Raw genomic sequence first — 12,316 nt, forward strand, 5'->3', positions numbered from 1 at the left:
GGTACCCGTGGGTAACAAGAAACTCGGCGCGGCCCGCCCCGCCGGCGGGTCAGCGGCTCAGTAGCCCAGCTCTTCCCGGCGACTCAGCTCTGCGCGGCGGCTCAGCGGGTCGGGGTGAAGTGGCCGAGCACCGCGTTGAACCGCTGCTCCCCCTCCGGCCAGTCCTTGTCCGTCTCCGGGCAGGACAGGTAGATGGCGTAGCCGGTCCCGTCGCCGTCGATGAACTCCGCCTCGATCGCCCGCCGCCGGCCCCCCTCCTTGGCCGCGTAGCTGAACTCCCAGACCGCCGCGTCGTGGCCGTTCACCAGGACGCTGGTCAGCTTGTGCTGGCGGTACTCCTTCAGCTTGGAGACGGTGGTCTCCATCTGCCGCAGGTGCTCCAGCGGCTTGACCGACTGGCCGACGGTGACGGCGAACTGGAGGTAGTGCGTCTTGTTGTCCGGGCTGTAGAAGATCTGGTTGGCGGTGTCGGTGCTGCGCTGCCAGGCCGGGGTGGCCACCGGCAGCGGGAAGCGGAAGCCCGCCGGGTCGTCCACCCAGTGGTAGCCGGTGGGCGCGGGACCGGCGTCGCCGGACCCGGTGGGCTGCGGCCCGGCGGTGGCGGTCGGGGTGGGGTCGGCAACCGGGGTGGCGTGGTGCCGGGTGACCAGGAAGGTCGCCCCCGCGGCCAGCACGGCGACGACCAGCCCGATAGCGGCGATCCGCAGCACGTTGCGGCGTCCGGCCGGCCCGCGCGCGGGCGCGACGGGGTGCACCACCGGCGCGGTCGGCCCGGTGGGCGGTCCCATCGCGGCCGCACCGGCGCCCACGGCGAGGGCGTCCGCCACCGTGGCCCGCGGTGCCGGCTGCGGCGCGGCCGGCCCGGGCGTCGTCTCCGGCTCGGAGTCCGGCCCCGGCCCGGACGGCGACTCGGTCCGGTCCACCACCGGCACCGACTGGGTCGGTGTCTTCACCGGCCCGACCGGCTTGAATCCCATGGTGTGCCCGGCCCGCACCTCGGCCAGCATCCGGGCCGCCTCGTCCGCGGCCGGCCGCTCGGCCGGGTCCTTGGCCATCAGTGCGGCCAGCACCGGCCCCAGCGCCCCCGCCCGGCGCGGCTCCGGCAGCGGATCGCCGACGACCGCGGCCAGCGTGGTCAGCGGCGAGGTCCGGCGGAACGGCGACTCGCCCTCCACCGCCGCGTACAGCGTCGCCCCGAGGCCCCAGAGGTCGGAGGCCGGGCCCGGGCGCTCGCCCTGGGCGCGCTCCGGCGCCAGGTAGTCCGGCGAGCCGACCAGGTCGCCGGGCCGGGTGAGCTCGGCCGAGCCCTCGTACGTCGCGATGCCGAAGTCGAGCAGCACCACCCGCCCGGTGCCGCGCTCCAGCAGCACGTTGGCCGGCTTCACGTCCCGGTGCAGCACACCCAGTTGGTGGCCCCGGTGCAGCGCGGCCAGCACCTGGCTGCCGACCTCGGCGGCGGCCCGCGGCTGCAACGTGCCGTCCTGGCTGATCACGTCGGCCAGCGAACGGCCGTCGACCAGCTCCATCACGATCCACGGCCGGCCGTCCTGCTCCAGCACGTCGTGCACGGTGATCACGCCGGGGTGCTTGATCCGGGCGGCCGCGCTGGCCTCCCGCTTCATCCGGGCGTGCAGGATCTGCAGCTCCTCCTCCGGGAGGTGGCTGACGGTCAGCTCCTTGACGGCGACCTCGCGGTCCAGCATCCGGTCCCAGGCCCGCCAGACCGTGCCCATGCCGCCGCGGCCCAGCCGTTCGCCCAGCTCGTAGCGTCCGGCCAGCAGCCGCTCCGCCTCGGCCGCCTCCGGCCGGTCCTGCACGCCCATCGGCGACCGCTCCCCCTCATTCACCTGCCGTCACCTCGACGGAGGGCCGGTGCAGACCATTTTCGAACAGATCCCACGCACACATTAGGCGCCCCACCCGCACCCCGGTAATCTCCCCCGCCCGCCCGGCCGGCGGAACGGGCCCGGCGGGCACCGTCAGCCTGCGAACATCAGCCCGCGAACACCACGACGGCGATCACCCCGAGCACCAGCAGCAGGAAGACCCCGCCCACCAGCACCGGTCCGAGCAGCGCCGGCGGTATCAACGGACGCCGGACAGGCTCCGGGCCGGCGTCCGCCGTCACCGGCTCCGGGGCCGGCCCGCCCCGGCCGCGCCGACGCGGCGTCAGCGGCACCAGCGGCCCCTGCGGCCGCAACTCCAGCGCCCGCGCCGACCGCTCCTCGTCGGCCGGCTCCGGCGCGCCCACCAGCAGGTCCGCCAGCTCCCGCCAGACGGCCTCCGCGGTCGGCCGCAGCGCCGGGTCGGGCTGCAGCAGCCGCTCCACCAGCGGCGCCAGCGGCCCGCACGCCACCGACGGCTCCCGCCGGCCGTCCCGCACCGCCGTGACCAGCTCCGGCACATCGCGGTCCGGGAACGGCGAGCGGCCGGTCACCAGCCGCTGCACCAGCACGCCCAGCGCCCAGCAGTCCCCCGCCGGGCCGCCGTCCAGCGGCCAGCGCTCCGCCACCGGGCCGACCAGCGTGGCCCGCACGTCGTACCGGCGGCGCCCGCCGGGCCCGCCCAGCTCCTCGGCCAGGGCCTCCTCGGCCGCCCCCGGCAGCAGCCCGCCCAGCAGCGCCGCACCGTCCTCGCAGACCAGCACCGACTCGGCGGTCAGGTTGCCGTGCGCGAGCCCCGCCTCGTGCAGCGCCCGCAGCGCACCGGCCAGGTCGGCCGCCAACTCGGCCGCCCGGTAGGGCGGGACCGGCCCGGCCGCGGCCAGCTCGGCCAGCGGCACCCCGGCCGGCCGCTCCTCGACCGTCCACAGCAGCTCGCCCTCGACGAACGCCCCTGCCCCCTGCAACAGCCTGGGGTGCGTGGGCGCCGTCGACCCGGCCGCCGCCACCCGGCGGACGAGCCGCTCGCCCTGCTCGGGCACCGGCTCGTCAGGATCGTGACCGCTCGTCAGCAACGCCGGCAGCTCCAGGCCGCGCAGCAGGACCGCACCCCCGGTCGCCTCGTCCACGGCGAAGGCACACAGCGCCTCCGGACGGTCCGTCAGCCGGTAACGCCCTGCCAGCACCTGACCAGGACCCGCTCGCATGCGTGTTCCTCTCGCTCGCGCCCCAGCCTAGTTGGCCGCCGCATTACGCTCGGTCCCATGGACTGGACCGATCTGATCGACGCGGCCTTCGACGTGGCCGGCAACAGCAACAGTGACACCCGGGCGGAGGCCCTGCGCACCGTCGAGGCGAACGTGGCTCCCGAGGAGAAGCCGGTCGCCTCCACGGCGGGGCGCCACCCCGATCATTTCCGCAAGGGCGTACTGGTGCTCACCACGCACCGGCTGCTCTTCCTGAAGGACGGAAAACCGCCCATCCCGGTTCCGCTTTCCGCGGTGACCGACGCGACCGTGGCCAAGTCCCGGCTCAACGGCGAGGTGCTGCTGGTGGTCGCCCTCACCGGCTCGCACCGGTTCGAGGACGTGGTGAAGGCCGAGGTGTTCGCCGAGCAGATCCGGGCCGCCGCCCGGCTGGCCAGGAACGCCGCACCGAAGTCGCCGGCCGGGCCGGACGGCGCGCCCGCCGCCTCCGGCACCGAGCTGCTGGACCAGCTGGAACGCCTCGCCGCCCTGCACGCCGCCGGGGCGCTCACCGCCGAGGAGTTCAGCCGCGCCAAGCAGCGCCTGATCGGCTGAGCCGGCCGGGAGGCCCCGCGGACACGCCCTACGGTGCGGGCTGGAAGGAGTCGAAGGCGGTCTGGCGGGCCTGGGCGTTCGCCGGCGCGTTCCAGTCCGCGTCGGGGGTGATCCAGTAGATCGCGTAGCCGTACTTGGCGGGCGTGCCGGTGACGAAGCCCCGGTTGAGCGAGTGCATCCGGGGGTTGCCGCTGATCCACTCCCAGTCGGCGGCGTTGGTCCACTCGCGGTAGGCGACGGCCTGCAGCTGCACGCGCTGGTAGTTGGAGACCTGGGCGCGCAGCCCCGGCTCGGACTCCTGCCAGTCGGCGACGGCACTCGCGCCGGGGGTGGTGACCCACTCGATCTTCAGGGTGCTGCCGTTGCCCTTGAAGGTGCGGCGGGTCGACTCCGAGCCGGCCGGCTGGAGCCAGTCCGGCAGCACGACCGAGAAGCCGGACGGGTCCTTGTACTCGTGGAAGCCGGCGGGCACGGCCGGGCCGGCCGGCGCGCCGGGAGCCTGCGTGCCGGGGGCCGACGGGGCGGCTGCCGGGGTGCTCGGCGCGGCGGCGGTCTGCGCCGGGGCCGGCGCGCCGGTGGACGCGGCCGTGGGGGTGCCGGCCGCCGTCGGGCTCGCCGGACCGCCCACCGGGGCCGTGGCCGGCGCCGGGGCCGGGGCCGCTGTGGCCTGCCCCTCCGGGGAGGTGGTGGCCACCGCCGGGGCGGTGCTGCCCGCGCCCTTGGTCGTCGGGTCGTCGGAGCCGCCGACGGCCCGGATCACCGCGACCACCCCGGCGATCAGTACCAGGACCACCACCACGGTGGCCACGGCCAGCCGCCGCCGTCCCGTGCGCGGGTCGGCACCGGCCGCCTGGGTCGCGCCCAGGGTCCACTCGCTGGTGACCGGCCGGATCGGCTCGGGGGCCGGCGCGCCGGCCGTGGCGGTTCCGGGCTTCTCCGCCGCCTCGGCGTCCTTGGCGGCCCCGGTCTCCCCGGGGACGGCGGCGTCCTTGGCCCGGCTCCCGACCCGGACGGTGCCGAGCAGCCCGCCGATCGGACGCTTCCCGGTGGCCGGCGTCTGCGTGGCCTGCTTCTCCGCGGCCGGGGCCACGGCAGCCTCGGCCTTCGCCGCGGCCTTCCCCGCGCCCTTGCTCTCCCCCGCCGACGGCTTCACCGGCATCGCGTGCTCGGTGGTCGACTCCGCCCGCGCGGTCGCGTCGGCCACCACCCGCTTCAGCATCGACCTGGTCTGCGAGGCGTCCAGCCGCTCGCCCGGGTCCTTGTCCAGCAGCCCCTCGATCACCGGCCGCAGCGGCCCGGCGTTCAGCGGCGTGCTGAGCTCCTCGGTCATCACCGCCGTCAGGGTGGCCAACGCCGAGCCCCGGTCGTACGGCGGCCGGCCCTCGACCATCGCGTACAGCGTGCCGCCCAGCGACCAGAGGTCGGCCGGCGGGCCGGGCTTCTGGCCTCGGGCCCGCTCGGGGGATATGTACGAGGGCGCGCCGACCAGCATCCCGGTGGAGGTCACCGAGGCGTCCCCCTCCACGCTGGCGATGCCGAAGTCGGTGAGGACCACCCGGCCGTCCTCGCCGATCAGCACGTTGGACGGCTTCACGTCGCGGTGCAGGATGCCGTGCGCGTGCGCGGCGACCAGCACGCCCAGCACGTCGAGCGCGATCTCGGCGGCCCGGGCGGGCGTCAGCGGCCCGTCCTCCTTGATCACGTCCGCCAGCGAGCGGGACTCGACCAGCTCCATGACGATCCACGGCCGGTCGTCCTCCTCGACCACGTCGAAGACGGTGACCGCCGAGCCGTGCCGGATGCGCGCGGTGGCCTTGGCCTCGCGAAGCGTGCGGACGATCAGCCGGTGCTTCTCGTCCTCGTCGACGCTGCCGTTCATCCGCAGTTCCTTGACCGCGACAATCCGGCCCAGCATCTCGTCCTCGGCGCGCCAGACGGTGCCCATACCGCCGCGCCCGAGCACCGCGTCCAACCGGTAGCGTCCGGCCAGGAGGCGGCCGGTGGAACCCTGCGCCTGGGTCATTCGGAACGTTCCCCCATGTGGTGCTGGCCGGTCGAGGTGACGGCGCGTCGGCCCGACGCCGGGCCCGAACGCCAAGCCTCCATCATCCCCTGTCCCGGGGGCCCACGACCACCCGCCCCCCGGCCACCCTGGTGCCGGCCCGGCCGAACTCGGCCGTCCGTGCCCGATCTGTGATCGAAAACTCTGTCCGGCCGGCCCGGAGCGCTGCTAGCGTTCGGCCGCTCACAGTCTTTTCCGGGGGGATTCGACGCCCATGACCGCACCCGCACCCGGCGCTGACGGCCACTCGGAACGGCCGCGAACGGCCCGGCACTTCTCCGTGGCGCCCGAGCCGGAGGTACCGGAGGGCTATGTCGCCCCCGGCATGCCCGGCGCCCCGGTGACCGGCTACCGGCCGGAGCCCGAGCCCGCCGACGGGCCGGCGCGCCGCCGGACCGGCCTCGCCGTCACGGCGGCCGTCGTCGCGATGCTGGCCGGCGCGCTCGCGTACGGCGCCGCCCTGGCCCGGGTCGAGGGCAGCATCGGCTGGCTGGCCATCGCCCTGGCCGCCGCCGTCGCCTGGCCGCTCGGCCGGCTCGGCGGCCGCAACCGCGCGCTGCCCCCGCTGGGCGCGCTGCTGGCGGCCGGCGCGCTCTTCCTCGGCCAGTTGCTCGGCCGGACACTGCGCCTGCACGACCTGGCCGGCACCCCGTACGGCGAGCTGCTCGGCGACGCCCTCCGACTCTGGCGCGCCGACCGGCACCCGCTGGACCTCGTCTTCTACGGCATCGCCGTGATCGGCGGCTTCCTGCTCACCCGCCGTACGGCCACCCCCAGCTGAGGCCGCGCGGGCCGGACGCGACAGGGCCCCCGCCGGATCGTGATCCGGCGGGGGCCCTGGTCCGTCACAGCGCGGCGGCTCAGCGGTGGTTGAGCGCCGGGTTGACCGTCACCTCGACCCGCTGGAACTCCTTGAGCTCCGTGTACCCGGTGGTGGCCATCGCCCGGCGCAGCGCGCCGAACAGGTTCATGGTGCCGTCGGGGGTGTGCGACGGGCCGGTGAGGATCTCCTCGGTGGTACCGACGGTGCCGAGGTTCACCCGCTTGCCGCGCGGCAGCTCCTCGTGCACGGCCTCCATGCCCCAGTGGAAGCCCTTGCCGGGCGCGTCGGTGGCACGGGCCAGCGCGGCACCGATCATCACCGCGTCGGCGCCGCAGGCGACCGCCTTCGGGATGTCGCCGCTGTAGCCGACGCCGCCGTCCGCGATCACGTGCACGTAGCGGCCGCCGGACTCGTCCATGTAGTCGCGGCGGGCGGCGGCCACGTCGGCGACCGCGGTGGCCATCGGCACCTGGATGCCGAGGACGCCCCGGGTGGTGTGGGCGGCGCCGCCGCCGAAGCCGACCAGCACACCGGCCGCGCCGGTGCGCATCAGGTGCAGCGCGGCGGTGTAGGTGGCGCAGCCGCCGACGATGACCGGGACGTCCAGCTCGTAGATGAACTGCTTGAGGTTGAGCGGCTCGGCGGCGCCGGAGACGTGCTCGGCGGAGACGGTGGTGCCCCGGATGACGAAGACGTCGACGCCGGCGTCCACGACGGCCTTGGAGAACTCGGCGGTGCGCTGCGGCGAGAGCGCGGCGGCGGTGACCACGCCGGAGTCACGGACCTCCTGGATCCGCTGCTTGATCAGCTCGGCCCGGATCGGGGCGGCGTAGATCTCCTGCAGGCGGCGGGTCGAGGCGGCCTCGTCCTCGAGCGTGGCGATCTCGTCCAGCAGCGGCTGCGGGTCCTCGTAGCGGGTCCAGAGGCCTTCCAGGTTGAGCACGCCCAGGCCGCCGAGGCGGCCGATGGCGATGGCCTGCTGCGGGGAGACCACGCTGTCCATGGGGGCGGCCAGGAACGGCAGCTCGAAACGGTAGGCGTCGATCTGCCAGGCGATCGAGACCTCCTTCGGGTCACGCGTACGCCGGCTGGGGACGACGGCGATGTCGTCGAATGCGTACGCCCGGCGGCCGCGCTTGCCTCGCCCGATCTCGATCTCAGTCACTTCGTTCGAGCCCTTCTGGTTTGTTGCTCATGCCCGCCGGGTCACCCCGGCCGCCCCCAGTATCCCGCACCCGCTGTGACTCGCGCGCTCGCCTCCGAACGCTGGTCCCCCGGCGCGGGACGCGCCGCGACGGCCCGCCGCCGGACACGCACGAGGGGCCGGCCGCTCGAAAGCGGCCGGCCCCTCGGTGGACAGCGTCGTCAGCGGCTGGTGTAGTTCGGCGCCTCGACGGTCATCTGGATGTCGTGCGGGTGGCTCTCCTTGAGGCCCGCCGAGGTGATCCGGACGAACCGGCCCTTGCTCTCCATCTCGGCCACGGTGGCCGCGCCGACGTAGCCCATGGTCTGCCGCAGGCCGCCGACCAGCTGGTACAGCACGGCGGAGAGCGGGCCGCGGTAGGGCACCTGGCCCTCGATGCCCTCGGCGATCAGCTTCTCGTCCGACGTGACCTCGCCCTGGAAGTACCGGTCCTTGGAGAAGGACTTCGCCTGCCCGCGCGTCTGCATCGCGCCCAGCGAGCCCATGCCGCGGTAGGACTTGAACTGCTTGCCGTTGATGAACAGCAGCTCACCGGGCGACTCCTCGCAGCCGGCCAGCAGCGAGCCCAGCATCACGGTGTCGGCACCGGCGGCGAGCGCCTTGCCGATGTCGCCCGAGTACTGCAGGCCGCCGTCGCCGATCACCGGCACGCCGGCCGCCTGGCAGGCGAGCGCGGCCTCGTAGATCGCGGTGACCTGCGGGACGCCGATGCCGGCGACCACGCGGGTGGTGCAGATGGAGCCGGGGCCGACGCCGACCTTGACGCCGTCCACGCCGGCGTCGATCAGCGCCTGGGCGCCGTCACGGGTGGCGACGTTGCCGCCGACCACGTCGACGCCGACGGCCGCCTTGATCTTGGCGATCCAGGCCAGCGCGTTGTGGCTGTGGCCGTGCGAGGTGTCCACGACCAGGAAGTCGACGCCCGCCTCGACCAGGGCCTGGGCCCGGTCGAACGCCTCGGCGCTGGCGCCCACGGCGGCGCCGACCAGCAGCCGGCCCTCGGCGTCCTTGGCGGCGTTCGGGTACTTCTCGGCCTTGACGAAGTCCTTGACGGTGATCAGGCCCTTGATCCGGCCCTCGTCGTCGACCAGCGGGAGCTTCTCGATCTTGTGGCGGCGGAGCAGGCCGATCGCGTCCTCGCCGGAGATGCCGACCTTGCCGGTGATCAGCGGCATCGGGGTCATGATCTCGCGGACCTGGCGGCTGCGGTCCGACTCGAAGGCCATGTCGCGGTTGGTGACGATGCCGAGCAGCTTGCCCGCCTCGTCCGCGATCGGCACGCCGCTGATCCGGAACTTGGCACAGAGCGCGTCGGCCTCGGCCAGGGTGGTCTCCGGGCCGACCGTGATCGGGTCCGTGACCATGCCGGACTCGGAGCGCTTCACCAGGTCGACCTGGTTGGCCTGGTCCTCGACGGACAGGTTGCGGTGCAGCACGCCGACGCCGCCCTGGCGGGCCATCGCGATCGCCATCCGCGCCTCGGTGACCTTGTCCATCGCCGCGGAGAGCAGCGGGATGTTGACGCGCACGTTCCGGGAGACCCGCGAGGAGGTGTCGACCTGGTTCGGCAGCACCTCGGAGGCCCCGGGCAGCAGCAGCACGTCGTCGTACGTGAGCCCGAGCATCGCGAACTTGTCGGGTACGCCTGCGGCGTTGTAGGACATTTGGGGGTACCTTCCGTGGCCGGCCTATTCCGCTCGCGCCCTGAGGGTGGGGGCGCTGTCATCGCTCACTCGCTCAGGCCGCCGAAAGCTCGGTGCCGTTGGAGGAACCTCCAGGGGAACCCCGCTCGCACCCACGAAACTTTGGCAACCCGCCCAGGCGCCGATACCCCATGGTACTGGCACCACGAATGTGCACTCGTGTGCCCTTGACAACACCCGGCACGCATGAGCCATTCCGGCGCGGGCGGACCGGGGCCGGGATCAGGAGGACTCCTCCGCGAGCGCCCTCAGCCGGCTGAGCGCCCGGTGCTGGGCGACCCGGACGGCGCCGGGCGACATCCCGAGCACCTCGCCGGTCTCCTCCGCCGACAGCCCGGCGGCCACCCGCAGCAGCACCAGCTCACGCTGACGGGCCGGCAGGTTGGAGAGCAGCTCCTTGGCCCAGGCGGCATCGCTGCTCAGCAGCGCCCGCTCCTCCGGGCCGAGCGCCTCGTCCGGCACCTCCGGCAGGTCGTCCTGCGGGACGACGGTCGAGCCGGGCCCGCGCATCGCGGCGCGCTGCAGATCGGCGATCTTGTGGGCGGCGATGCCGTACACGAAAGCCTCGAACGGCCGGCCCTGGTCCCGGTAGCGCGGCAGCGCACAGAGCACCGCCACGCAGACCTCCTGGGCGACGTCGTCCACATGGTGCCGGGCCCCGCCGGGCAGCCGGACCAGCCGGCCGCGGCAGTAGCGCAGCGCCAGCGGGTGGACGTAGGCGAGCAGCGCGTCGATCGCCGGGCCTTCGCCGCGGACGGCGGCCGCGACCAGCTCGCCGACCAGGGGGGAGCCGCCGGTACCGAGCACCGGCGCCCGCCCGATCCCGACCCGGACGCCCGCCTCCTCGGCGGCCGCGTCCTCACCGACTCCGTGGTCGGGCCCGCCGACGCGGGAATCCGCGTACGACGGAGCGCCGCCCGGGCCGGAGGGCTCGGCCTCCACCGGGTCCGCCTCGCCGGTAGCACCGGCAACGTCGTCACGCATCGGTCCATGGTGCCTGGTCGAACGGGAAAACGCGGCACCGCGTCCGGAGTTGTGCACCGGAACGTTATGCGGTGCGGCGCCGGGCACCGCGCCACCACGCACCACCGGCCCCTCCTGCACCGTGCCGCCTCCCGCCCCGCCGCCGGTGATCCCGTCGGTCGCGCCGTCCGCCGAGTGTCCTGCGGCTTCGTGGTCCGCCGCAGTGCCTGTCCGCTGGTCCCCGAGGTGCTCCACTACTCCATGGTGCAACCTCGGGACCGTAACGTCACACGCCCCTGCGGGAGGAACCGCGAGCAGCGCGCCGCGGCCCGCGGCGCCGCCGGTGGTCAGCGGACCAGGCCCCAGCGGAAGCCCAGGGCCACCGCGTGCGCGCGGTCCGAGGCGCCGAGCTTCTTGAACAGCCGCCGGGCGTGGGTCTTGACGGTGTCCTCGGAGAGGAACAGCTCGCGGCCGATCTCGGCGTTGCTGCGGCCGTGGCTCATGCCCTCCAGCACCTGGATCTCACGTGCCGTCAGCGTCGGCGCGGCGCCCATGTCCGGGCTGCGCAGCCGGCGCGGGGCGAGCCGCCAGGTCGGGTCGGCGAGGGCCTGGGTGACGGTGGCCCGCAGCTCGGCGCGCGAGGCGTCCTTGTGCAGGTACCCGCGGGCGCCGGCGGCCACCGCGAGGGCCACGCCGTCGAGGTCCTCGGCGACGGTGAGCATGATGATCCGCGCGCCCGGGTCGGCGGACAGCAGCCGCCGGACCGTCTCGACCCCGCCGAGGCCGGGCATCCGGACGTCCATCAGAACGAGATCGGAGCGGTCGGCCACCCAGCGGCGGAGGACCTCCTCCCCGTTCGTCGCGGTGGTGACCCGGTCGACACCGGGTACGGTCGCGACCGCGCGGCGAAGCGCCTCGCGGGCGAGCGGGGAATCGTCGCAAACGAGAACGGAAGTCATGACCGTCGTCCTCCGCAGCTGATCCGCGTCACGTTGAGCCTCCTGGCTGGTACGAATCTCTCCGACACGGCCGATTGGCGACGGACTCCGTGCCGATCGCCTGAACTTCCCCGCGATCGTTCCCGACGTCCGGCGCCCGCTAACCGCCTCCGCACTTCCAACGACCGTCACTCGAATGAGTTACGGCCTTCAGGGCCATCTCCACCACTGTACGTGGCCAACCCGTTACCGATCAGCCGCATCGCGGTGCACACGCCGCACTTTTGTGCAGCTCGCGCGCGGTCGGCGTACGACCCGCACACCGGTGCGGCGCGTCGTGCGCCCGTCGGCCACCCGATTGCCACGTCCACGCCCGCCGGAGTCCATGCCCACTTTGCCCGTTTTTATAGCTTTTGTACGGTCATTGACTGTTGTGCCACTCTGTGGGTGACTTGTCCATGGAGTTGCCGTAAGTCATATTTCCAGGTGTCCACACCAGCGCATCGAAGCCTCGCCGTGCCGCACCGCCCAGCCCGCTGGTGGCCGGCCCGTGGCCGGCGAGCCTCTGAAGGGAATGAGCCATGGCAGATTTCTCCCGCCTCCCCGGCCCCAACGCCGATCTCTGGGACTGGCAGCTCTCCGCGGCCTGCCGCGGCGTGGACAGCTCGCTCTTCTTCCACCCCGAGGGCGAGCGCGGGGCCGCGCGCAGTTCGCGCGAGGCCAGCGCCAAGGAGGTCTGCATGCGCTGTCCGGTACGGACCGAGTGCGCCGCGCACGCGCTGGCGGTCCGGGAGCCGTACGGCGTCTGGGGAGGCCTGACCGAGGACGAGCGCGAGGAGATGATGGGCCGCTCGCGCAACCGCCTGGTGGAGGTACCACTGGCCGCGCCGACGGGGCTGCAGCGCTAGACGCTCGCCCGCGCCGCGCCGTGAAGAAACGTT

At 74.2% G+C, this 12,316-nt stretch carries 10 protein-coding genes; 3 read left to right on the forward strand and 7 right to left on the reverse strand.

What is annotated here, in order from left to right; genetic code table 11:
- Positions 1-101 precede the first annotated feature (101 nt).
- Positions 102-1,823 (reverse strand): serine/threonine-protein kinase, encoded by a 1,722-nt coding sequence (locus ACZ6NC_RS10240; protein WP_465730944.1) that lies wholly within the window; start codon positions 1,821-1,823, stop codon positions 102-104.
- Positions 1,824-1,993: 170 nt separating this feature from the next.
- Positions 1,994-3,088 (reverse strand): protein kinase family protein, encoded by a 1,095-nt coding sequence (locus ACZ6NC_RS10245; protein WP_465730946.1) that lies wholly within the window; start codon positions 3,086-3,088, stop codon positions 1,994-1,996.
- Positions 3,089-3,145: 57 nt separating this feature from the next.
- Here ACZ6NC_RS10245 and ACZ6NC_RS10250 point away from each other — a divergent pair, with 57 nt between their 5' ends.
- Positions 3,146-3,682: an SHOCT domain-containing protein gene (locus ACZ6NC_RS10250; protein ID WP_465730948.1), complete on the forward strand. Its 537-nt coding sequence runs from the start codon at positions 3,146-3,148 to the stop codon at positions 3,680-3,682.
- Between the two features lie 28 nt (positions 3,683-3,710).
- Here the strand turns inward: ACZ6NC_RS10250 and ACZ6NC_RS10255 are convergent, their stop codons facing one another.
- Complete coding sequence (locus tag ACZ6NC_RS10255) at positions 3,711-5,705, reverse strand: serine/threonine-protein kinase (protein WP_465730950.1); 1,995 nt, start codon at positions 5,703-5,705, stop codon at positions 3,711-3,713.
- A gap of 253 nt (positions 5,706-5,958) precedes the next feature.
- Between ACZ6NC_RS10255 and ACZ6NC_RS10260 the strand changes: the two genes are divergently transcribed.
- Positions 5,959-6,525, forward strand: a complete 567-nt coding sequence (locus tag ACZ6NC_RS10260) for a hypothetical protein (RefSeq protein ID WP_465730952.1) — start codon at positions 5,959-5,961, stop codon at positions 6,523-6,525.
- A gap of 79 nt (positions 6,526-6,604) precedes the next feature.
- On the opposite strand, the gene ACZ6NC_RS10265 is transcribed toward ACZ6NC_RS10260, so the two are convergent.
- From ACZ6NC_RS10265 to ACZ6NC_RS10280, 4 genes are all read right to left on the reverse strand, one after another.
- On the reverse strand, positions 6,605-7,732 hold the full coding sequence (locus ACZ6NC_RS10265) for a GuaB3 family IMP dehydrogenase-related protein (RefSeq protein WP_465730954.1): 1,128 nt from the start codon (positions 7,730-7,732) through the stop codon (positions 6,605-6,607).
- 200 nt (positions 7,733-7,932) lie between these two features.
- A complete protein-coding gene (gene guaB / locus ACZ6NC_RS10270; RefSeq protein WP_465730956.1) occupies positions 7,933-9,435 on the reverse strand; it encodes an IMP dehydrogenase in 1,503 nt (500 codons plus the stop codon).
- A 261-nt stretch (positions 9,436-9,696) separates the two neighbouring features.
- Positions 9,697-10,296 (reverse strand): RNA polymerase sigma factor ShbA, encoded by a 600-nt coding sequence (shbA, locus tag ACZ6NC_RS10275; protein WP_148644972.1) that lies wholly within the window; start codon positions 10,294-10,296, stop codon positions 9,697-9,699.
- Between the two features lie 488 nt (positions 10,297-10,784).
- On the reverse strand, positions 10,785-11,396 hold the full coding sequence (locus tag ACZ6NC_RS10280; RefSeq protein WP_014136228.1) for a response regulator transcription factor: 612 nt from the start codon (positions 11,394-11,396) through the stop codon (positions 10,785-10,787).
- Between the two features lie 560 nt (positions 11,397-11,956).
- Between ACZ6NC_RS10280 and ACZ6NC_RS10285 the strand changes: the two genes are divergently transcribed.
- A complete protein-coding gene (locus ACZ6NC_RS10285; RefSeq protein ID WP_148644417.1) occupies positions 11,957-12,283 on the forward strand; it encodes a WhiB family transcriptional regulator in 327 nt (108 codons plus the stop codon).
- Positions 12,284-12,316: the final 33 nt, after the last annotated feature.

The organism is Kitasatospora sp. NPDC041988, assembly GCF_055588525.1.